Annotated in this window: 19 protein-coding genes and 3 tRNA genes; 16 read left to right on the forward strand and 6 right to left on the reverse strand. The window is 73.5% G+C overall.

The genetic code is table 11. The annotated features are described in order from the left end of the window. The first annotated feature begins 34 nt into the window (after positions 1-34). From MILUP08_RS07850 to MILUP08_RS07885, 8 genes are all read left to right on the forward strand, one after another. Positions 35-1,084: an AAA family ATPase gene (locus MILUP08_RS07850; RefSeq protein WP_007456387.1), complete on the forward strand. Its 1,050-nt coding sequence runs from the start codon at positions 35-37 to the stop codon at positions 1,082-1,084. Further along, complete coding sequence (locus MILUP08_RS07855; RefSeq protein ID WP_007456388.1) at positions 1,081-2,118, forward strand: DUF58 domain-containing protein; 1,038 nt, start codon at positions 1,081-1,083, stop codon at positions 2,116-2,118. Before MILUP08_RS07850 ends, MILUP08_RS07855 begins: the two co-directional genes overlap by 4 nt. Beyond that, positions 2,115-3,074 (forward strand): VWA domain-containing protein, encoded by a 960-nt coding sequence (locus MILUP08_RS07860; protein WP_007456389.1) that lies wholly within the window; start codon positions 2,115-2,117, stop codon positions 3,072-3,074. The genes MILUP08_RS07855 and MILUP08_RS07860 overlap by 4 nt, the downstream gene beginning before the upstream one ends. A gap of 34 nt (positions 3,075-3,108) precedes the next feature. Continuing rightward, the gene (locus tag MILUP08_RS07865) at positions 3,109-3,969 is read left to right on the forward strand and encodes a S1C family serine protease (protein WP_007456390.1); all 861 of its coding nucleotides are present in this window, start codon (positions 3,109-3,111) and stop codon (positions 3,967-3,969) included. A gap of 99 nt (positions 3,970-4,068) precedes the next feature. After that, positions 4,069-4,365, forward strand: coding sequence for a hypothetical protein (locus MILUP08_RS07870; RefSeq protein WP_007456392.1), 297 nt, complete (start codon positions 4,069-4,071; stop codon positions 4,363-4,365). A 34-nt stretch (positions 4,366-4,399) separates the two neighbouring features. After that, entirely contained in the window at positions 4,400-4,825 is a 426-nt protein-coding gene (arfB, locus tag MILUP08_RS07875) for an alternative ribosome rescue aminoacyl-tRNA hydrolase ArfB (protein ID WP_007456393.1), read from the forward strand. A gap of 110 nt (positions 4,826-4,935) precedes the next feature. After that, a complete protein-coding gene (locus MILUP08_RS07880; protein ID WP_007456395.1) occupies positions 4,936-5,934 on the forward strand; it encodes an aldo/keto reductase in 999 nt (332 codons plus the stop codon). Positions 5,935-6,007: 73 nt separating this feature from the next. Beyond that, complete coding sequence (locus MILUP08_RS07885; protein ID WP_007456397.1) at positions 6,008-6,604, forward strand: TetR/AcrR family transcriptional regulator; 597 nt, start codon at positions 6,008-6,010, stop codon at positions 6,602-6,604. A gap of 37 nt (positions 6,605-6,641) precedes the next feature. On the opposite strand, the gene MILUP08_RS07890 is transcribed toward MILUP08_RS07885, so the two are convergent. Together MILUP08_RS07890 and MILUP08_RS07895 are read right to left on the reverse strand one after the other, a co-directional pair. Continuing rightward, positions 6,642-7,508 (reverse strand): hypothetical protein, encoded by an 867-nt coding sequence (locus MILUP08_RS07890; protein WP_007456398.1) that lies wholly within the window; start codon positions 7,506-7,508, stop codon positions 6,642-6,644. Positions 7,509-7,541: 33 nt separating this feature from the next. Beyond that, the gene (locus MILUP08_RS07895) at positions 7,542-8,996 is read right to left on the reverse strand and encodes a hypothetical protein (protein WP_039905596.1); all 1,455 of its coding nucleotides are present in this window, start codon (positions 8,994-8,996) and stop codon (positions 7,542-7,544) included. 175 nt (positions 8,997-9,171) lie between these two features. Here MILUP08_RS07895 and MILUP08_RS07900 point away from each other — a divergent pair, with 175 nt between their 5' ends. The 4 genes from MILUP08_RS07900 (at position 9,172) to MILUP08_RS07915 (ending at position 10,596) form a co-directional block, all read left to right on the forward strand. Then, complete coding sequence (locus MILUP08_RS07900; protein WP_007456402.1) at positions 9,172-9,975, forward strand: fumarylacetoacetate hydrolase family protein; 804 nt, start codon at positions 9,172-9,174, stop codon at positions 9,973-9,975. A 108-nt stretch (positions 9,976-10,083) separates the two neighbouring features. Continuing rightward, positions 10,084-10,155 (forward strand) — tRNA-Gln (locus tag MILUP08_RS07905). A 134-nt stretch (positions 10,156-10,289) separates the two neighbouring features. Beyond that, positions 10,290-10,362 (forward strand) — tRNA-Glu (locus MILUP08_RS07910). A gap of 161 nt (positions 10,363-10,523) precedes the next feature. Then, positions 10,524-10,596, forward strand: a tRNA-Glu gene (locus tag MILUP08_RS07915). 169 nt (positions 10,597-10,765) lie between these two features. On the opposite strand, the gene MILUP08_RS07920 is transcribed toward MILUP08_RS07915, so the two are convergent. Continuing rightward, a complete protein-coding gene (locus tag MILUP08_RS07920; protein ID WP_007456408.1) occupies positions 10,766-11,452 on the reverse strand; it encodes an IclR family transcriptional regulator in 687 nt (228 codons plus the stop codon). Between the two features lie 49 nt (positions 11,453-11,501). Here MILUP08_RS07920 and leuC point away from each other — a divergent pair, with 49 nt between their 5' ends. The 4 genes from leuC (at position 11,502) to MILUP08_RS07940 (ending at position 16,556) form a co-directional block, all read left to right on the forward strand. After that, positions 11,502-12,947, forward strand: coding sequence for a 3-isopropylmalate dehydratase large subunit (gene leuC / locus MILUP08_RS07925; protein ID WP_007456409.1), 1,446 nt, complete (start codon positions 11,502-11,504; stop codon positions 12,945-12,947). 15 nt (positions 12,948-12,962) lie between these two features. After that, positions 12,963-13,550: a 3-isopropylmalate dehydratase small subunit gene (gene leuD / locus MILUP08_RS07930; protein ID WP_007456411.1), complete on the forward strand. Its 588-nt coding sequence runs from the start codon at positions 12,963-12,965 to the stop codon at positions 13,548-13,550. Between the two features lie 172 nt (positions 13,551-13,722). Continuing rightward, positions 13,723-14,388 carry an HU family DNA-binding protein gene (locus tag MILUP08_RS07935; RefSeq protein ID WP_007456413.1) on the forward strand — a complete coding sequence of 222 codons (666 nt, stop codon included), beginning with the start codon at positions 13,723-13,725 and terminating at the stop codon, positions 14,386-14,388. A gap of 143 nt (positions 14,389-14,531) precedes the next feature. Next, positions 14,532-16,556 carry an endonuclease/exonuclease/phosphatase family protein gene (locus tag MILUP08_RS07940; RefSeq protein WP_007456416.1) on the forward strand — a complete coding sequence of 675 codons (2,025 nt, stop codon included), beginning with the start codon at positions 14,532-14,534 and terminating at the stop codon, positions 16,554-16,556. A 96-nt stretch (positions 16,557-16,652) separates the two neighbouring features. Here MILUP08_RS07940 and MILUP08_RS07945 read toward each other — a convergent pair whose 3' ends face one another. The 3 genes from MILUP08_RS07945 to MILUP08_RS07955 are packed head-to-tail and all read right to left on the reverse strand — an operon-like array spanning position 16,653 to position 21,421. Then, entirely contained in the window at positions 16,653-17,531 is an 879-nt protein-coding gene (locus tag MILUP08_RS07945; protein ID WP_007456418.1) for an NUDIX hydrolase, read from the reverse strand. Continuing rightward, positions 17,519-19,039 carry a CYTH and CHAD domain-containing protein gene (locus MILUP08_RS07950; RefSeq protein ID WP_007456421.1) on the reverse strand — a complete coding sequence of 507 codons (1,521 nt, stop codon included), beginning with the start codon at positions 19,037-19,039 and terminating at the stop codon, positions 17,519-17,521. The genes MILUP08_RS07945 and MILUP08_RS07950 overlap by 13 nt, the downstream gene beginning before the upstream one ends. A 24-nt stretch (positions 19,040-19,063) precedes the next feature. After that, positions 19,064-21,421 carry an RNA degradosome polyphosphate kinase gene (locus MILUP08_RS07955; RefSeq protein WP_007456424.1) on the reverse strand — a complete coding sequence of 786 codons (2,358 nt, stop codon included), beginning with the start codon at positions 21,419-21,421 and terminating at the stop codon, positions 19,064-19,066. Positions 21,422-21,465 lie beyond the last annotated feature (44 nt).

Genomic DNA, 21,465 nt, shown 5'->3' on the forward strand with positions numbered 1-21,465 from the left:
GTTTGCCGGGGGCCCGCCCCGGGAAGCAAGCACCGTGACGGACATCTCGGACACCCTGGCCAGCCTGCCCACCTCGGTCGATCCCGAGCCGAGCGGCGTCGAGCTGGAACAGACCCTCTTCGAGGTCAAACGCGTGATCGTCGGGCAGGATCGGCTCGTCGAACGTCTGCTCACCGCACTCATCGCCAACGGGCACTGCCTGTTGGAGGGCGTGCCCGGCGTGGCCAAGACCCTGGCGGCGCAGACCCTCGCCACAGTGGTCGGCGGCACCTTCTCCCGGATCCAGTTCACCCCGGACCTGGTCCCCTCCGACATCGTCGGCACCCGGATCTACCGGGCCTCCAAGGAGACCTTCGACATCGAGCTGGGCCCGATCATGGCCAACCTGGTGCTCGCCGACGAGATCAACCGGGCGCCGGCCAAGGTCCAGTCGGCGCTGCTGGAGGCGATGGCCGAACGGCAGGTCTCCATTGGCGGACGCAGCTGGCCGGTGCCGACGCCCTTCCTGGTGCTTGCCACCCAGAACCCGATCGAGTCCGAGGGGGTCTACCAGCTCCCCGAGGCGCAGCGCGACCGGTTCCTCATGAAGGTGGTCGTCGACTATCCCAGCGACGCCGACGAACTGGCCATCCTCTACCGGATGAGCACCGACCGGCCCAGCGCGCGCCAGGTGCTCGACCCGCAACGGCTGCGCCACCTGCAGGTGCACGCCGAGCGGATCTTCGTCCACCACGCCCTGGCCGAGTACGTGGTCCGGCTCATCCTCGCCACCCGCGACCCGGCCCGGTTCGGGCTGGCCGAGATCGCGCCTCTGCTGGCGTACGGCGCCAGCCCGCGGGCGACCCTCGGCCTGGTCGCGGCCGCCCGCGCGCAGGCGCTGCTGCGGGGACGGGAGTACGTGCTGCCCGAGGACGTCCGGGAGTTGGCGGTGGATGTCCTCTCCCACCGGCTGGTGCTCTCCTTCGACGCCGTGGCCGACGGGGTCTCGGCCGAGAGCCTGGTCCGGCGGCTCGTGGAGGCGGTACCGCCGCCCCGGGTGGCCACCGGGTACCCCCAGCACGCCCCCGACCTGGCGGCGGCGTGAGACGCGCCGGCCACACGTCGGTGACCACGTCGCCCGACCCGGGCCTGGCCGAGCTGACCCCCGACCAGCGACTGCGCCGACTCGAACTGACCGTCACCCGCAGACTCAACGGTCTGCTGCACGGCCAGTACCGTGGCCTGCTGCCCGGGCCGGGCAGCGAGCCCGCCGGCAGCCGCGAGTACCGGCCGGGGGAGGACGAGGTCCGCCGGATGGACTGGGCGGTGACCGCCCGGACCGCCGTGCCGCACGTCCGACAGGTCGACGCCGACCGGGAACTGACCACCTGGTTGCTCGTCGACGCCAGCGCCAGCATGGAGTTCGGCACCGCCGAGCTGGACAAGCGGGAGTTGGCGGTGGCCGCGGTGGCGGCGGTGGGCTTCCTGACCGCAGGCATCGGCAACCGGTTGGGCGCCCAGGTTCTGCGCGCCGACGGAGTACGGCGCTTTCCCGCCCGCAGCGGGCGTACCCATCTGCTCGGTCTGCTCCGCGCGCTGCTGACCGCCCCGCGCGCGACCGAGCCCGACGACAGGTCCCGGTCGCGGCCGGCGACCCCGCGGCCGGTCGCGGCGGCGGAGTTGGCCGACGGGCTCGACGCGGTGCACCGGGTCGCCAACCAGCGCGGGCTGGTCGTGGTGGTCTCCGACTTCCTCGACGGCCTGCCCGACGACCCCGACGAGCAGGCGCCCTGGGAGCGGACCCTGCGCCGGCTGTCCGCCCGCCACCAGGTGCTGGCGATCGAGGTGACCGACCCGCGTGAGCTGGAACTGCCCGACGTCGGCCTGATCACGCTCGTCGACCCGGAGACCGGTCGCCGCCGTGAGGTGTGCACATCGGACCGACGCCTGCGGGAGCGCTACGCCGCGGCCGCCGCCGCCCAGCGTGAGCAGGTCCGTCAGGCGTTGCGCCGGAGCGCGGCGACGCACCTGGCGCTGCGCACCGACCGGGACTTCAGCGCCGACATCGTCCGACACGTGCACGCCCAGCGAAGGATGGCCGCCGCGCCGGCCGGAGCCGCCCGGGGAGGTGCCGCGTGACCTGGGAGTCCCCGTTGCGGCTCTGGCTGCTGATCGGCGTGCTCGCGCTTGTCGGCGCGTACCTGGTGGCGCAGCGCAGACGCAGCCGCTACGCCGTCCGCTTCACCAACCTGCGGCTGCTGGACCGGGTGGCGCCCGTTCGTCCGGCCTGGCGTCGGCACGTACCGGCCGGGCTGTTCCTGGCCATGCTGGCGCTGCTCGTGGTCGGATTCGCCCGGCCGACCGCCGAGGTCCGGGTCCCCCGGGAACGCGCGACGGTGATGGTGGCCGTCGACGTGTCGACCTCCATGCTCGCCACCGATGTGGACCCCGACCGGCTGGCGGCGGCCAAGCAGGCGGCCCGACGGTTCGTCGAGGGCCTACCGGACGAGTTCAATGTGGGGCTCGTCGCGTTCGCCGGCAGCGCCGCCGTCCTGGTGCCGCCCGGCACCGACCGGGACGCCCTGGACGAGGGCATCGGTCGCCTCGCCGAAGGCGTGACCGGGGTGCAGGGCACCGCGATCGGTGAGGCCATCAACACCTCGCTCGGCGCGGTCAAGAGCCTGGACAGCGAGGCCGCCAAGGAGCCACCACCGGCCCGGATCATCCTGCTCTCCGACGGGGCCAACACGTCGGGGATGGACCCGATGGAGGCGGCGGCGGAGGCGGTCGCGGCGAAGGTGCCGGTGCACGCGATCTCGTTCGGCACGCCGTCGGGATTCGTGGACCGGGGCGGACGGCCGATCCAGGTGCCGGTCGACGGGCAGACCCTCAGGGCCGTCGCGGACGAGACCGGCGGAATGTTCCACGAGGCCAGCACCACCGACGAGTTACGCGCCGTCTACGACGACATCGGAAGCTCGGTCGGCTACCGCACCGAACGCCAGGACGTGTCGGCCCGGTTCATCGGCCTCGGACTGGTGTTCGCGATGGGCGCCGCCGCCGGCTCGATGCGCTGGTTCTCCCGACTGCCCTGATCCACCGCGCCGACGTCGACTGTGAGGAGTACGCATGGCAGTGCAGACCGGACTGGGCGAACCGCGCGGTCCCTGGTTCATCTCGCCGGAACTCGACCCGGACGGGCGCGGGTGGTGGGACGCGCCCGGCTCGGGGCGGGACCCCGGCGGGCGCCGCCCCGGCCGGCTGCTCGCCGCGTTGGCTGTCGTCGCGGTCTCGGCCGTCTCGGGCGCCCTGGCCGGCGGCCTGGTGGCCAGCCGGGACGGCACGGCCGGGCCGTCCGCGGCGTCCGCCGCGCCGGTGCCGGCGGAGCTGGTCACCGCCGCCGAGCGGACCGTGCCCGGTGTGGTGTCGGTGCTCGCCGGCGGCGCGAACGGCGCGTCCGCGACCGGCTCCGGGTTCGCCATCGACGACCAGCAGCACCTGGTCACCAACGACCACATCCTGGCCAAGGGCGGCGGTGGGCCGGTCACGGTGGAGCTGCCCGACGGCCGCCGGTACGAGGCCGAGGTGGTCGGCAGGGAGCCGCGCAACGACCTGGCGGTGCTGAAGGTGCCACCGTCGGCCGGCCTCGCCCCGTTGCCGCTGGCCAAACCGGGCGCCACCCGGGTCGGTGAACCGGTGCTGGCGGTGGGCTCACCGCTGGGGCTGTCCGGAACGGTCACCGCGGGCATCGTCAGCGCGCTGGACCGCCAGGTGCGGCTGGGCAACAACCGGCACCGCGCGGTGCAGACCGACGCGTCGATCAATCCCGGCAACTCGGGCGGGCCGCTCGTCAACGCCCGAGGTGAGGTGGTCGGGGTGAACACCGCGATCGCCACCATCGACGGCAACGGGTCGATCGGCATCGGCTTCGCCATTCCCATCGACCAGGTGCAGCAGACCGCCGACACCATCATCGGGAAGGGCGGCTGAGCTGCCCGGACGGCCCCTCGGGCCGCTCGCACTGTCGGATATCCGGCCAGACGCCATCGGACCATGGAAATATTACGCTCGGTATGAATACTGGCGGAGGTGGAGCGTCCTCTTCTCACGGTCCTCCTGCTGGTGGGCCTGGTCATCGGATGTGCGGTGGGGTCGGCGTACGCCCGGGCGCGACGCGGGTGGACCGACTACCAGACCGCGAAGAGCTCGGTGCCCGGCGCTCGCCGCGGCGCGTGGTTGCTGATCCGCGGCGTGGCGGTGAAGGCCGCGGTGATCGGGTTGCTGCTGTTCGGCGCCGTGGCGTACGCCGCGGTGGGGTCGGACGACGAGACCGCCGGGCCGACGCCCACCCCGTCGGTGACCGAGAGTGAGCCTCCGCGCCGGTGACCCGGGACGGGCCGCCGCGGGCTAGCCTCGGGGCGTGGACGACGGACTGCGGGTGACCGATCGGTGGGTCGTCCCCGCCGGGGAGCTGCGGGAGCGCTTCTCCCGCTCGTCCGGCCCCGGTGGGCAGGGCGTGAACACCGCCGACTCCCGGGTCGAGCTGAGCTACGACCTCGCCAACTCCCCGGCCGTGCCCGAGTGGCTGCGGGCGCGGGCGCTGGCACGCCTCGCCAACCGCCTGGTGGACGGTGTGCTGACCATCGCGGCCAGCGAGCACCGGGCGCAGCTCGCCAACCGGGAGGCGGCCCGGGAGCGGATGGTCGCGCTGTTGCGTGAGGCGGCCGCGCCGCCTCCGCCCCCACGGCGGGCGACCAGGCCGTCCCGGGGCGCCAAGGAGCGCCGGCTGGCCGAGAAGAAGCGCCAGTCGCAGCGCAAACGCGACCGCCGCGTCGACGGCGAGTAGTCCTCTTCCCGAGCCGTGTCAGTGACCTCTGCGACTGTCGAGTGACAGAATCTGGAATCTGTCATCCGAAGTGTGTATGGTCGGCATGTCACCCAGGAGAGGAAGACCCCATGGAAACCCGCACCCTCGGCACCTTCGGCCCCACCGTCTCCGCCCTCGGGCTCGGCCTGATGGGCATGTCCGACCTCTACGGCCCGGCCGACGAGGCCGAGAGCATCGCCACCATCCACGCCGCGCTGGACGCCGGCATCACCCTGCTCGACACGGGCGACTTCTACGGCATGGGCCACAACGAGATGCTGCTGCGCGACGCGCTGCGCGGCCGCAACCGGGACAAAGCCGTGATCAGCGTGAAGTTCGGCGCGCTGCGCGACGTCGACGGCGGTTGGAACGGCAACGACGTCCGACCCGTCGCGATCAAGAACTTCCTGGCGTACACGCTGCGCCGGCTCGGCACCGACCACGTCGACGTCTACCGCCCCGCCCGACTCGCGCCGGACGTGCCGGTGGAGGAGGTCGTGGGCACCCTGGCCGAGCTGGTCAAGGCGGGCCACGTCCGGCACATCGGCCTCTCCGAGGTGAGCGCCGAGACGCTGCGCCGGGCGCACGCCGTGCACCCCATCAGCGACCTCCAGATCGAGTACTCGCTGATCTCCCGCGCCCCCGAGGCCGAGATCCTGCCGACGGCCCGTGAGCTGGGCGTCGGGATCACCGCGTACGGGGTGCTGTCCCGAGGGCTGATCAGCGGCCACTGGACGGCCGGGCGGGAGACCACCGGCACCGACTTCCGCAGCCACCTGCCGCGTTTCGCCGGCGCGAACCTGGACCGCAACCTCGCCCTGGTCGACGCGCTGCGCGCCATCGCCGAGGCGCGGGGCGTCACCGTGGCGCAGATCGCCATCGCCTGGGTGCTCGCCCGGGGCGAGACCGTCGTACCCCTGATCGGCGCCCGGCGCCGGGACCGGCTCACCGAGGCCCTCGGCGCCGCCGACGTCACGCTCACCGCGACGGACCTGGCCGCCATCGAGGCCGCGGTCCCGGCCGACGCGGCGGCCGGCAGCCGGTACGACGAGGCGCAGATGGCGTTCCTGGACAGCGAGCGGTCATGACGAACCGGTCGTGGCGCGACAGTCGACCGGGGGTCGCGCCACGACCGGCGGCGCGGTCAGGAAGGCTGGGACGATGAGCGACGCCACCGCCCTGACCGCCGACCGCATCCTCGACTCCGCCGAGGAGGTGCTGCGTCGGTACGGCCCGGCGAAGGCCACCGTGCTGGACGTCGCCCGCGCGTTGGGCGTCAGCCACGGCAGCGTCTACCGGCACTTCGCCAGCAAGGCCGCGCTGCGCGAGGCGGTCGCCGAACGCTGGCTGGCCCGGGTCTCCACCCCGCTCATCGACGTCGCCACCGGCCCCGACCCGGCCCCGCAGCGGTTGCGCCGGTGGCTTGCCGAGTTGAGCGGCACCAAGCGGCGGATGGCCCGGGAGGACCCGGAGCTGTTCGACAACTTCCACCAGCTCGCCACGCTCTCCGAGGGGGCGGTCGCCAACCACCTGGAGGTCCTCGCCGGTCAGCTCAGCCTGATCGTCGCGGACGGGGTGGCCGCCGGTGAGTTCACAGTGCCCGACCCGGCGGTGGCCGGCCGTGCGTTGTTGCAGGCCACCGCGCGGTTCCACCACCCGTCGCACCGGACGGAGTGGAGCGAGCCCGGCCTCGACGACGACCTGGCGGCGGTGGTCGCGCTGCTCCTCGACGGCCTGCGTGCCCGCCCCACCGGCTGAAACCGGGTCGCTTCGGGTCGCTCCGGGTCGCTTGCGGTCAGGCCGGGACGGCGGCCAGCAGCCGGTCGCGGAGCACGTCCGCGCGGTCGGCGAAACCCCGTTGCGCCACGGCGTACTCCGCCCGACCCTCCGCGGTCTCCACACGCACCGGCGGGTGACCGAGCGCCGCCAGGTCGTACGGGCTGGCCCGCATGTCCAGCGTGCGGATGTCCCGGGCCAGCTCGAAACAGTCCGCGACCAGCTCGGACGGCACCAGCGGCGACACCTTGTACGCCCACTTGTAGAGATCCATGTTGGCGTGCAGGCAGCCCGGCTGCTCGTTCGCGTGCTGCGTCTCCCGCGTCGGCGTGAGCAGGTTCAGCGGACGGGCCGGCGGCGTGAAGAACCGGAACGCGTCGAAGTGGCTGCACCGCACACCGCGCTCCTCGACGACGGCGGCGGTCCGCTCCGGGTCCAGCCGCAGCGGCCAGGCGTTGTGCCGCAACTCCTCGCGGGTCTGCCGGTACACCATCGCCCACTCGTGCATCCCGAAGCAGCCGAAGTGCGCCGGCCGCCCCGCCGTGGCCGCCAACAGCGAGCGGATCCACGCGATCGACTCCGCGCGTCGCTCGCGTACCGCCTCGGTGTCGAGGGTGACCCCGGCGGTCGTGGCGCGGTAGTCCCGGCCGAACTCGGCCGGATCCGCGTCGCGCAGCTCGACCCCCGCGCCCGGGTGCCAGCGGCGTAGCTGCGCCGGCCGGTGCGAGTAGTAGGTGAACAGGAAGTCGGCCACCGGGTGCCGCTCGCCCCGGCGTCGTCGGGCCAGGTGCGGCGTCAGCCAGACGTCCACCCGCTCCTCGTGGGCCCGGCGGCGCTCCCGCCAGGCGGCCACGTCGAGCACGGCGGAGGCGAGGGCGGCGGTCACGGACCCAGGGTACGACCGCCGCCCCGTCGCCGGTCAGGGCATCTGCACCCGGACGCCTGCGGAGAACACCCCGCTGCGCAGTTCCAGCTGCCGGGGCGGGTCCCGCCCGTCGACGCTGAACACCAGCGGGAGCACCACCCGACTGCCCGCGGCCACCGGGTTGGCGAAGACGTCCCGACCCAGGTTGGCCGCCCGGGTGGCGGGCTCGTCCGTGCTCACCCACCGGCCACCCGGCAGGTAGGCGCGTTGGAGCTGGCCGTGCCAGGGCTGCTGGGCGCCGGTGACGTTGCGCACACCCACGGTGGCCTGGCAGCGCCGACCGCCGGCCGGTGCCGCGTCAGGCCCATCCGCCGTGCACGACATCCGGTAGACGGTGAACTCGAACGCGGACTCCCGCAGCGGCACGCCCACCGGCCCGGAGACCCCGGTGCCCATCCACGCGCCGCTGGTCGGCTGCTTCTGGGTGTCGATCGACGACACCTGCCGGGTGGCCGTCCAGCCGGCCGTGCCGATCACGCCCGCCAGCACCACCGCCGCCGCGCCGACCAGCAGCCAGACCGGCGGCGTACGCCGCCGTCGGCTCGGGCTCGGACTCGCCGCACGCGGGTAGATCGTTCCGCGTCCACCGTCCGGCGTTCCGTTGGCGTCCGGCGTTCCGTTGGTGGCCAGGGCGGCGGCGTTCACCCGTCGTCCGCGCTGTCGCCGCCACACCCAGGCCACGAGTGCGCCGAGCAGCACCAGGACGCCCAACCCGGCCAGCAGCACCGGAAACCGCCGCCAGGGCGGCGCCTCGGTGACCTCGGCCGCCGGGGCTCCGGCCGCCTGCCAGGTGGCGCTGGCGCAGTCGTACGGCCGGGTGCCGTCACTTGTGAACGCGCAGGCCGGCGCCGTCAGCGGCTGGCCCGGCGCGACAGCGGTCAGCGCCGTGCCCAGCGTGGTGGTGCTGTGCGCGGGCAACCGCAACCGCCAGGTCACCTCGGCCGTGGACCCGCCGGAGCTGCTGGACCGCCCGCCCCCGCTGATCGCGGTGGGCGACGACCCGGACGGCAGCTCCTGGCGCACCGTGGTGTCGAGGGGCGAGTTGCCCACGTTGCGCACGTGGATCTGGTACCGCGGCGCGGGACTGCGCTCCGTCGCGACCGCCACCGTGACCGGAGGCGGGGGCGCCGACGCCGGTACCCGCGACGGTGGTGCCACCGCCGGCGGCGCCGACGGCGGTGTGGGCTCCGCGCTCGCCCGCGCGGCCACCGCCACCGCCGGTGGCGCGGGACTCACGGTCGCCGACGGCGTGACCGCCGCCGGCCCCGGCGCCGGTGTCGTCGTTGTGGCTGGTGGAACGGGTGTGGCTGGTTGTGGCGTGGCGGCCGCTGGTCGTGGCGCGGCCGCCGCCTCCGGGGCCGCCGCGGGCAGGGCCGGCACGGCGGCGAGGATGCCGAGGCAGTGTACGAACACCGCGAGGGCTCTGTGGTGTCGTGTCGATGCAGGCATACGAACGAACCTCCGGAGCCGACGCTAGGGGCGTCCGACCTCCGTGCGGGTACGAAGTCGGGAAGCCCGCCCCCGCCGCCCCGGCCTGCGCTAGGGTGCCACGACGGTGACGGGTTGCGCACACCCGGCGGCCGGTTGTGGCCGGTGGCGGTGCCGGCGGGGCTAGATTGGCCGGGTGCGTATCGCTCGTTTCGCTCATGCCAAGGGAATGTCGTTCGGAGCCGTCGAGGGCGAAGCGGGGGCCGGGTCGCAGGGCCTGACCATCGCCGAGATCGAGGGTCATCCGTTCGGCCAGCTCTCCTTCAGTGGGGCCCGCTGGGCCCTCTCCGACGTCCGACTGCTCTCGCCGATCCTGCCCAGCAAGGTGGTCTGCGTGGGCCGCAACTACGCCGACCACGCCGCCGAGCTCGGCAACGAGGTGCCCAAGGAGCCGTTGCTCTTCCTCAAGCCGTCCACCTCGGTGATCGGTCCCCGCGACGCCATCCGGTTGCCGATCTTCTCGAAGCAGGTCGAGCACGAGGCGGAGCTGGCGGTGGTGATCGGCGCGCCGGGCGCCCGCCGGGCCGACCGGGCCGCCGCCGAACGCGCCATCTTCGGCTACACCTGCGCCAACGACGTGACCGCCCGGGACCTGCAGCGCTCGGACGGGCAGTGGACCCGCGCCAAGGGCTTCGACTCGTTCTGCCCGATCGGCCCGTGGATCACCACTGGGCTGGACGTCTCCGACCTGGAGATCCGCTGTGAGGTGGGTCGCAACCCGGACGAGATGGAGGTACGCCAGCTCGGCCGGACGAAGGACATGGTCTTCGACGTGGCCGGCCTGGTGTCGTACATCTCGCACGTGATGACCCTGCTGCCCGGCGACGTGGTGCTCACCGGCACTCCGGCGGGGGTTAGCCCTCTCGTCGAGGGGGATACCGTCACCGTGCGGATCGAGGGCATCGGCGAGCTCAGCAACCCGGTGGTCCCCGTCGCCTGATCCGTCCGATGCCCCTGTTTCCGCAGCTCACGGGTGGTTCGGGGGGATCGGATTTGGCCTGCCGGCACCGGGAGGGTAATGTTCACTCCCGGCGCCGCAAGGGGCCAATGGGGTATGGGGTAATTGGCAGCCCGACTGATTCTGGTTCAGTTAGTCTAGGTTCGAGTCCTGGTACCCCAGCGCTGCTGGAATTCGCGAGAGTTCCGGACGCTGGATTCTGACGGAGTTCGACTCCGCCCCTCCGGGGGCGGAGAGTGGTCTCTGGTAGAGTGCAGCTCCTCCGCCCGCGAGGGTGGGGGAGCGAAAGTGGTTCTGGCCCCGTCGTCTAGCGGCCCAGGACGCCGCCCTCTCAAGGCGGTAGCGCCGGTTCGAATCCGGTCGGGGCTACATCTGTGCACAACCCGTCTCACCTCGGTGAGGCGGGTTGTTTCGTTGGTGCGACGCCCGTTTCCGGTGCCCGACGGTGCCCAGACCCCACGCTCGCCCCTGCCGACGGTGCCGCTAGACTACAGCGGCACCGCCTGCGAGGGCGGTGAACAGGAAGTTCTGGCCCCGTCGTCTAGCGGCCCAGGACGCCGCCCTCTCAAGGCGGTAGCGCCGGTTCGAATCCGGTCGGGGCTACAACCGAAAGGCTCATCTCGCTCCGCGAGGTGAGCCTTTCCCTTTACCCGGCCCTGCTCCCCGGCCTTCTCTCGGTTGATCATGAGGTTGGCGGGGGCGACACGCCGATTCGGGTGCCGCCAACCTCATGATCAACGCGGGGTGGGCAGGGGTGGGGGTGGGGTGGGGGTTAGAGGCCGGAGAGGCGTTGGCCGGCTCTCACCACTGCCATGGCGTGGCGTTCGCCGGGGCGGCGGCCGAGGCGCTCGATCGGGCCGGAGATGCTCACCGAGGCGATCACCCGGCCGGTGCGGTCGCGGATCGGCGCGGAGACGCTCGCCACACCGGCCTCCCGCTCGGCCACGCTCTGCGCCCAGCCGCGGCGGCGGACCTCGGCCAGGGTGCGACCGGTGAACTTGCTGCGCGGCAGCAGCGGCATCACCGCCTCCGGAGGCTCCCAGGCGAGGAGGATCTGGGCCGCCGAGCCGGCGGTCATCGGCAGCACCGAGCCCACCGGAACGGTGTCCCGCAGGCCGCTCGCGCGCTCCGCCGCCGCCACGCAGATCCGCTCGTCGGCGCGGCGCAGGTAGAGCTGCGCGCTCTCGCCGGTGGCGTCGCGCAGCGCGGCCAGCAGTGGCTCGGCGGCGGTCAGCAGGACGTCCGGGGCCGCGTTGGCCAGCTCGCCCAGCCGGGGGCCGGGACGCCAACGCCCCTGGGTGTCCCGGACGAGCATCCGATGGATCTCCAGTGCCTGTGCCAGCCGGTGCGCGGTGGCCCGGGGCAGCTTCGTGCGTTCAACGAGTTCGGCCAGGCTGGCGCCGTCGACACAGGCGGCCAGGATGACCACCGCCTTGTCGAGAACGCCGACACCGCTCATACTGTGTCCCACAAGCCGAAACTTACCTCCCAGAATTTAGGATGTCCAGATGGTGGGAGTCACTCCTGAGCCGAGGACCCTGGCCGAGAAGGTCTGGGACGCGCACGTCGTACGGTCCGCCGCTGGTGAGCCGGATCTGCTCTTCATCGACCTGCACCTGCTGCACGAGGTGACCAGCCCGCAGGCGTTCGACGGGCTGCGGCTCGCCGGGCGCCGGGTGCGCCGTACCGACCTGACCCTCGCGACCGAGGACCACAACACCCCGACCGGGTACGCCGATCCGGCGTTCCGGCTCCGCCGCGGCGACCTGCTCACCATCGCGGACCCGACCTCGCGTACGCAGATCGAGACGCTGCGCCGCAACTGCGCCGAGTTCGGCGTGCGGCTGCACCCGCTCGGCGACGAGAACCAGGGCATCGTGCACGTCATCGGCCCGCAGCTCGGGGTCACCCAGCCCGGCATGACGATCGTCTGTGGCGACTCGCACACCGCCACCCACGGCGCGTTCGGCGCGCTCGCCTTCGGCATCGGCACCAGCGAGGTGGAGCACGTGCTGGCCACCCAGACGCTGCCGCAGAGCCGGCCGAAGACCATGGCCGTCAACGTCACCGGCCAGCTCGCCCCCGGCGTCACCGCCAAGGACCTGGTGCTCGCGCTGATCGCCCAGGTCGGCACCGGTGGGGGGCGCGGGCACATCGTCGAGTACCGCGGCGAGGCCATCGAGTCCCTCTCCATGGAGGGGCGGATGACGATCGCCAACATGTCCATCGAGTGGGGCGCCAAGGCCGGCATGATCGCGCCGGACGAGACGACCTTCGCGTACCTCAAGGGTCGGCCCAACGCGCCGCAGGGCCCGGACTGGGACGCGGCGGTGGCCTGGTGGCGGACGCTGCCCACCGACGAGGGCGCGAGCTTCGACGCCGAGGTGACCCTGGACGCCAGCCGGATCACGCCGTTCGTCACCTGGGGCACCAACCCCGGGCAGGGCGCGCCGCTGAGCGCGCCGGTGCCCGACCCGGAGGAGTTCGTCACCGACTCGGAGCGCGCCGCCGCCCGCCGCGCGCTGGAGTACATGGACCTGCGCCCCGGCACCCCGCTGCGGGAGCTGCCCATCGACGTGGTCTTCGTAGGCTCCTGCACGAACGGTCGCCTGGAGGATCTGCGGGCCGCCGCCGACGTGCTGCGCGGGCACCGGGTCGCCGACTCCGTCCGGATGCTCGTGGTGCCCGGCTCCGCCGCCGTCCGGGAGGCCGCCGAGGCCGAGGGACTGGACAAGGTCTTCGTCGACGCCGGCGCCGAGTGGCGGTTCGCCGGCTGCTCCATGTGCCTGGGCATGAACCCCGACACGCTCAAGCCCGGCGAGCGCTCGGCGTCCACCTCCAACCGCAACTTCGAGGGCCGGCAGGGCCGGGGCGGTCGTACCCACCTGGTCTCCCCGCCGGTCGCCGCCGCCACCGCCGTGGCCGGGCGACTGGCCGCCCCCGCCGACCTGTAGAAGGGACTTCAGGAGATGGACAAGTTCACCACCCACACCGGCACCGCCGTGCCGCTGCGCCGGTCCAACGTGGACACGGACCAGATCATCCCGGCCGTGTACCTCAAGAGGGTGACCCGCACCGGCTTCGCCGACGGGCTGTTCAACGCCTGGCGGGAAGACCCGACATTCGTGCTCAACGATGAATCCTATTCCGGTGCGTCGATCCTCATCGCCGGTCCGGAGTTCGGCACCGGCTCCTCCCGGGAGCACGCCGTCTGGGCACTGCGCGACTGGGGCTTCCGCGCCGTGGTCGCCCCGCGCTTCGGTGACATCTTCCGCGGCAACGCACTCAAGGAGGGTCTGCTGCCGGTCGAGTTGGAATTGAAAGCCGTCGAGGAGTTGTGGGATCTCGTCGAGGCCGAGCCGACCACTCCGGTGACCGTCGACCTGACCGCCCGACAGCTCCGTGCCGGGGACGCGACCTGGTCGTTCCCGCTTGACGACTTCAGCCGGTGGCGGCTGTTGGAGGGCCTGGACGACATTGGACTCACCCTCCGGCACGCCGATGACATCACCTCCTACGAGGCGTCGCGACCCCCGTTCCTGCCCTCGGTGGCATAGCCGTACGCGCGCCCGCACATCGGATTCCGCCCTCACCGGTCCCACCGGTGGGGGCGAATCCGTTACGACACAAGGGCTTTTTTCTACCGAATGTTTGTGTCCAGGCAGCACAGGGCATACGGTGCGCGCAGAATGGCTCGCGTCGAGTCAGTTGCACAATCGGGAGGAAGTCGTGAACAAGGCCGAGCTCATCGAGGCGCTCGCCGTTCGCCTGGGGGACCGGAAGACGGCGACGGCCGCGCTCGACGCGGTCCTCACTGAGGTCCAGGCGGCGGTCACCAAGGGCGAGAAGGTGGCGATCACCGGATTCGGAGCATTCGAAAAGCGTGTGCGTGGCGCACGAACAGCGCGCAACCCGCGTACCGGCGAGGCGGTGAAGGTCAAGAAGACGTCCGTTCCGACCTTCCGCCCCGGCGCCGGGTTCAAGGAGATGGTGGCCAGCGGCAAGGTGCCGAAGGCCACGGTGGCGGCGAAGAAGACCGCCACCACCACGGCCAAGACCGCTGGCACCAAGGCGGCGGGCACCAAGGCCACCGCCACCAAGGCGGCCAGTAAGAAGACCGCCCCGGCCAAGGCGAGCAAGACCACCACCACCGCCGCCACCAAGGCGGCAAGCAAGAAGACCGCCCCGGCCAAGGCGAGCAAGACCACCACGGCGACCAAGACGGCCGCCAGCAAGAAGACCGCCACGGCGAAGAAGACCACCGCGGCGACCAAGTCCGCCACGGCGAAGAAGACCACCGCGGCGGCCAGCAAGAGCACGGCCAGCAAGAGCACGGCGGCCAAGAAGGCGCCGGCGAAGAAGGCTCCGGCCAAGAAGACGGCCAGCAAGCGCTGACCGCCTGTCCGCCCAGAGGGCGTCCACCGTCTCGGTGGGCGCCCTCTGCGCGTCCCGGACCGTTGACCCGGCCCGGCCGTACGCGCAGAATCGCCGTGCCGGCCCCCCTCTGAGCCGGTCCGCCGACGGGAAATGGGGCGCCGGTGCGCTACCGCCAGCTCACCACCGGATCGCTCGCGCTGGGCGTCGTTCTGCTCATCGACGTGCTGCGCGTCTGGCTGCCCGGCATCATCACCATCTTCGGGCAGGCCGCGTCCACCCCGGCCGAGTTGATGGGCGCGTTCGCGCTCGGCTGGTTCGTCCTGGCGATGGCCGCGCCGGCACTGGTCCGGCGGGTGGGCTCTCGTCGGGTCGCCGGCACCGCAGCCGTGCTGCTGGCCGTGGCCCGGCTCGCGCTCACCAGCGCCCCCGGCGGCCGTCCGCAGCTCTGGTTGGCCACCGCCGGTCTGCTCGCCGGCCTGGTCTGGTTGGTGGGTGTCGCAGGTGGCACCGACCGTCCGGTCCCGGGACTGGCCCTGGGGCTGGCGGTCAACGCCGCCGTCCACGCCCTGTTGGACACCTACGATCTCGTCTGGCGGGGAGGCTGGGCGGCCTGGCTGCTCAGCGCCGTCGCGGTGGTGCTGTTCCTGCTCGGCACGGCGCTGCCCACCGCGCTGCCCGCCGCGCTGCCCACCGCGCCGCCGGGCCCGGGTGGCGCCCGTTCCTGGCTGCTGGCCGGGCCGGTGCTGCTACTCACCGGCATGGTGGCCCTCGCGCCGGCCCTGGCCGAGACCGGGATGTCGTACCTCGTCGCGGGTGGCGACGTCGCCCGCTCACCGCTGTTCGGCCTGGCGCCGGTGCCGGTGGCGGTCGCCGGGTTCCTGCTGGCCGCGCTGGCGGGTCCGACCCGGCGGTGGGGCCGGCCACTCGGACCGGCGGCCCTCCTGGTGGGCGTGGTGCTCTTCGCCCTCGACCGTGGCGACCTGCTCGTCGCGGCCATCCTGCTCACCGCCGTCGGACTCGGCGCCTGCCTCGCCCTCACCGACGCTCCGGGCCGCGCCGACGCCGTCGCCGCTGAGACCGCCGAGACCGGCGCCGCCGACGCCGTCGAGACCGGCGCCGCCGGCGTCGGGACCGGCGCCGGCGCCGGGAGCGAGGCCGGCGATGGGGGCGCGGCAGGCGTGGACGGCACCCGCCGAACGGCGGCCCGTCGGGGGTACGCCGTCGCCGCCGGCATGCTGCTCTTCGTGCTGGGGGCGGTGGGCTACTACTCCGCCTACGATCTGGGCTACCCGAACGCGGCGGTGCCGGTCGTGGTGGCCGGGGTGGTCGCCGCCGTGGCCCTGGCCGCCCGCCCCTCCGGGAAGCGGCGTCCCGGCCCGCTTCCGCCGCTGCGGACCGCCGGCGCGGTCGCCGCGCTGGCCCTGCTCGCGCCACTGTTCGCCGACGAGGTGGCGGTGGCGAGCAACCGGGAGGGTCCGCCGGAGCGGTTGCGGGTGGTGGCGTACAACATCCGGATGGGCTTCGGGCTGGACGGCCGGTTCGACCTGGCCGGGCTGAGCGCCGCGATCGACCGGCAGCGCCCCGATGTGGTGCTGCTCAGCGAGGTGGACCGGGGCTGGCTGCTCAACGGCGGCCACGACACGCTGGACCTGCTGTCCGACCGGCTCGGCATGCCGTACGTGTTCGGGCCGGCCGCCGACCCGGTCTGGGGTGACGCGGTGCTCAGCCGGTGGCCGGTCACCGACCTGCGGTCCCGGTCGCTGCCGTCCCTCGGAGCGCCCACGGGAGCGCAGGCTCTCGCCGTCACCCTGGACCTCGGCGACGGGGTGCGCTGCGCCGTGGTCAGCACCCACCTGCAACCGCCACCCGACGCGGGCCCGGTGGCGCAGGCCCGCGCGGTCGCCGACTTCGCCACCGGGTACGCGGCGGGCCGGCCGCTCGTGGTGGCCGGCGACCTCAACACCGAGCCGGGCGACGAGGCGTTCGCACAGTTCACTTCGGCAGGTCTCGTCGACGCGTTGGCGGTCGCCCGTCCGCTGGCGACGAGCCCCGCCGACGATCCGCGCCAGCAGATCGACCACGTCTTCGTCTCGCCCGGCCTCACCGCGAGCGACCCGGTCGCGCCGCGCGGCGAGGCCAGCGACCATCTGCCGGTGGCGGTGACCCTCACCCTGCCGCCCCGCTGACCGCCGCCGTAGGGCGTGCGAGCCGGCCGCTGAGGGGCCGCTACGGGCGATTGGCGGCGAGCTACCGGCCACCCGGGCCGGCCCGCTACCAGGCCGCTACAGGCGGTCGGTGGCGAGCAGGCGGTCGCCGCTGAAGGCGAGCAGCCAGCCGCCGCCCTTCGGGGTGGTGAAGTCCTCGTCGGCGCGGCCGGTCAGCTGCTCCAACGCGCCCGGCAGCACCTTGCCCTGGCTGCACACCGCCACCTGCCCGCCGGCGCGGGCCAGCTCCAGCAGTTGGGCGGCGGTGGCCAGCGCCCGCTCGTCGCGTTGCTGACCCGGCTGCGGCTCGTCCAGGTCGCCGCACACCTCGATCGGCAGGTCGAGCAGCGCCGCCGCCGGGTCCAGGGTCTGCACGCAGCGGCGCGGCGACGCCGACAGCAGCCGGGCCGGCCGGACCACGGCGATCAGCGGCGCGAGGGCGTACGCCTGGGCCCATCCCTCGGCGTCGAGCGGGCGGGCCGTGTCCGGGCCGGTCCAGGTGGCCCGTTTGCCGGCGTGCCCGTGCCGGACCAGCGCGACAGTCGCGGTCACCGCCGGCAGCGCGGCGTACGCGGCCAGCACCTCGGCGTCGTGCGGGTAGCTGACCAGCCGGACCGCGTCGTCCACCGGGAGCCAGCGGATGTCGTCGACCTCGGTGCCCGGCTGGAAACCACCGTCGGCGACCGCGAGCATCGACCAGTAGTCGACAAGCTTGGACTGCCCCTCGCTGCGGTAGCGCACCGACGGCAGCCGCACCTGCGGCACGCCCCGCACGTCGGCCTCCTCGGCCACCTCCCGGACCGCCGCGACCAGCGGATGTTCGCCCGGTTCGAGCTTGCCCTTGGGCAGCGTCCAGTCCCCGTAGCGCGGGCGGTGCACGACGCAGACCCGGACGCCGTCGGCTGTCGGTCGCCAGCAGACTCCGCCGGCAGCCCGGATGCCCGTCACGGCAACCATCTGGTCCGCCGTCGCCGGGTCGCCCGGTGCCACGCGGCGGGGAAGCGGGCCCGCATCGCGCGGACCGTGTCGCGTTCCCGTTCGGCCAGCCGCCCGGCGGTCACCGCCAGCTCGTGGTCTTCCGGCCGGTCGGCGGCGAGGGCGAGCCAGGTCTCGGCGGCCACCGCGGCGTCCTGGTGCTCGCCGAGCACGTCCTGGACGCGTGCCAACGCGCGGGCCAGCCGACGCGCGTCCCCGCCGACGGCCGGGAGCACTGCGGTGACCGCGTAGCGGGCCTGCTTGCCCTCCTTGCGGACTGCGTGCCAGCGCTCGTCGGGGGCCGACGGGTCGAGGCCGTCCACGCCCTCCGGGCCGGTGAGCTGCCGCCACGGGCGGGCCACCAGCCTGGGTAGCGTCCGCGCCGCCGGGGTGGCCGCCCGTCGGGTGAGCCGGGGCGCGCGGGCGGCCAGCACCAGGGCGTCCACAAGTGCCAGGTAACGCGGGGAGCGCAGCGCCTCGTCGATGCCGGCGAGCGCCTGCCGCTGCCGCCGCGCGAGCGCCTCGTCCAGCCGGTCCACCGCGCCCGTGTCGAGCGGGCTGAGCGGGTCGGCGATCGCCGTGCGCCGCAGCCGGTCGCGCAGCACCTCGGCGTCGCGGGCCGCGCCGAGCACCCCGGCCAACCAGCGCAACTCGTCGCGCAGGGGCCGGGCCCAGCTCCGGCGCACCAGCGGCCGGAAGGTGCGTAGGTCGCTGCGCAGCCGTCGACAGGCCACCCGCATCTGGTGTACGGCGCTGTCGCCGCCGTCGGTCGAGGTGCGCAGCCGCACCAGCGGGTCGTGCGCCAACAGCCGGCCCACCTCCTTGCGGACCGCCTCGGTGACCACCTCCCCGGCGCTCGGGTCGGCCGTCAGCCCGCCCGGCCCGACCAGGTCGGGTTCGGCCCGCGCCACCGCGCCCAGCGCCCGTACGTGCTTCGGGGTGAACGAGCCGGCCCGTGCTCCGGCCTCGCGCAGCACGCCGCCGATTCGCTCCAGCAGCTTGCGGTCGCCGGCCTTGCGCTCCACCTCCACCTCGCGGAACGCGCCCGTGGTGGCCCCGGTGTCGTCGAGGACCGTCACCCGGTCGTCCACCACCTCGGCGAGCACCGTGCCGGCCCGGTCGCGCACCTCGTGGGCGTGCCGGACGGTGCGGACGACAGTCACCGGCGCCAGCGGCGCGCCCCGGTGCAGGGCGGTGACCAGCTCGACCAGCTCCGGCGGCGGCTGCCCGACCGGCCCGGGGCGGGAGATCTCGTGCCGGACGCCAGGTGTGCCGGTGGGCAGCTTCACCGTCCACGGCAGCTCGTCACCCGCACGGTGGCGCAGCGACGCACCGGCGCGGGCCAACCGCAGGTCGACCGTGTCGAGGTAGCGGGCGACGAGCGTCACCGGCGGCAACTCCCGGACCCGGCCGCCGGCCGGGGACGTGGCGGACAGGTCCGGCAGCACGAAGGTGTCGTCCACCTCGTACTTCTGCTCCTCCTCGACCATCAGCTCAGCCTATGCCGCGATCGGTCAGCCGGCCGTGCCACCGACGCGGCGCAGCAGCAGTTCCTGCAGATGCACCCGGGCCTCCTCGCCGCCGGTACGTCGCGTCCAGGTCCCGTCGCCGGCCAGCTCGAACGCGTCCACGTCCGGGCTCATCGCGGCGGTCAGCACGTGGTCCAGCTCGGCTCGGGCGACCGGATCGGTCACCTGCACCAACGCCTCCACCCGCCGGTCCAGGTTGCGGTGCATCAGGTCCGCCGAGCCCATCCAGAACTCGGCCTCGCCGTTGTTGCCGAACCGGAAGACCCGGGAGTGCTCCAGGAACCGGCCGAGGATCGAGCGGACCCGGATGTTCTCCGACAGTCCCGGCACCCCCGGACGCAGCGTGCACATGCCCCGGATGAGCAGGTCGACGTGGACGCCGGCCTGGGACGCCCGGTACAGCGCGTCGGTCACACCCTCGTCGACCAGCGAGTTGACCTTGAACTGGACCAGGCCGGGCATGCCCAGCCGGACGTGCGCGATCTCCCGCTCGATCCGCTCGATGAGGCCGCTGCGGATGCCCTGCGGGGCGACCAGCAACCGCCGGTACGCGGTCTGCCGGCTGTAGCCGGTCAGCACGTTGAACAGGTCGGTCAGGTCCGCCCCGATCTCCGGGTCGGCGGTGAGCATGCCGAAGTCCTCGTACAGGCGGGCGGTCTTCGGGTGGTAGTTGCCGGTGCCGATGTGGCAGTACCGGCGGATCTGGTTGCCCTCCTGCCGGACCACCAGGGCGGTCTTGCAGTGTGTCTTGAGCCCCACCAGGCCGTACACCACGTGGCAGCCGGCGCGCTCCAGGGTGCGGGCCCAGCCGATGTTGGCGACCTCGTCGAAGCGGGCCTTCACCTCCACCAGCACCACCACCTGCTTGCCGGCGGCGGCCGCGTCGACGAGCGCGTCGACGATCGGCGAGTCACCGCTGGTGCGGTAGAGGGTCTGCTTGATGGCCAGCACGTTGGGGTCGGCGGCGGCCTGCTCGATGAAGCGCTGCACGCTCGTGGCGAACGAGTGGTACGGGTGGTGCACCAGGATGTCCCCGTCGCGCAGGGTGGAGAAGACGCTGCGCGGCACCTCGCCCTCGGCGAGCCGGGGGTGCGTGGCCGGCACGAACGGCGGGTCCTTGAGATCGGGGCGGTCGGCTTCGCCGTACACCTGCCACAGCGCGGACAGGTCCAGCAGGCCGGGCACCCGCAGCACGTCCTGGTCGTCCATGTCCAGCTCGCGGACGAGCAGCTCCAGCACGTGGTCGGAGATCGACGCGGCGACCTCCAGGCGGACCGGCGGGCCGAACCGCCGGCGGGCCAGCTCCCGTTCCAGGGCCTGGAGCAGGTCCTCGTCGCGGTCCTCGTCGACCTCCACCTCGGCGTTACGGGTGACCCGGAACAGGTGGCACTCGACGACCTGCATGCCGCTGAACAGCTGACCCAGGTGCACGGAGATCAGGTCCTCCACCGGCAGCATCCGCACACCCGGCTGGTCCCGGTCGACCCGCACGAAGCGCGGGACGTTGTTGGGCACCTTCACCCGCGCGAACAGCTCGGAACCGCCGTCCGGGTCCCGGACCGCCACCGCCAGGTTCAACGACCGCCCGGAGATGTACGGGAACGGGTGCGCCGGGTCCACCGCGAGCGGGGTGAGCACCGGGAAGATGTGCTCCCGGAAGTAGGTGCGCAGCCGCTCCCGCTCGGGGTCGCCCAGTTCGCCCCAGCGCAGGATGCGGATGCTCTCGTCGGCCAGCCGGGGCAGGACGTCGTCGACGAAGCAGGCGGCGTGCCGGGCGACCAGCTCGGCGGTCCGTTCGGCGATCAGCTCCAGCTGCGTACGCAGGGGCAGCCGGTCGCCGCCGCGCACCGGCAGGCCGGCCGAGAGCCGCCGCTTCAGGCCGGCGATCCGCACCATGTAGAACTCGTCGAGGTTGCTGGCGAAGATCGCCAGGAACTTGGCCCGCTCCAGCAGGGGGGTGCGCTGGTCCTCGGCGAGGGTCAGCACCCGCGCGTTGAAGTCGAGCCAGGACAGCTCCCGGTTGAGGAAGCGGTCCTCCGGCAGCGGGGGAGCAGCCGGTGGGTCGTCGTCCGAGTCACCGCCCGTGGAGAGGCTTCCGGAGGGGCCGGGCAGGGCCGCCCCGGCGGCCGGGCCGTCCGTCTCCGTGGCAGGCACGCCGGGTTCGATGACCTCGTCGAGCCCGGAGGAGGCGGCGCCCGGGTCGTCGGCGAGGGTGTCGGCGCGGGCGGCGCCGGCCCGTTCGGCCCGGGACGGGCGGAAACGGCCGTCGGTGCCGCGGACGCGGGCGCCGTTGCGGGGGTCGGTGGCGGGAGAGGTGACCGGATGCTCGCGAGGGGTGCTCACCCGCTCATAATCACCCGATTCGAGTTAACGCAAAATGAACTTGG

The sequence above is a fragment of the Micromonospora lupini str. Lupac 08 genome (assembly GCF_000297395.2).
GTDB classification, from domain to species: domain Bacteria; phylum Actinomycetota; class Actinomycetes; order Mycobacteriales; family Micromonosporaceae; genus Micromonospora; species Micromonospora lupini.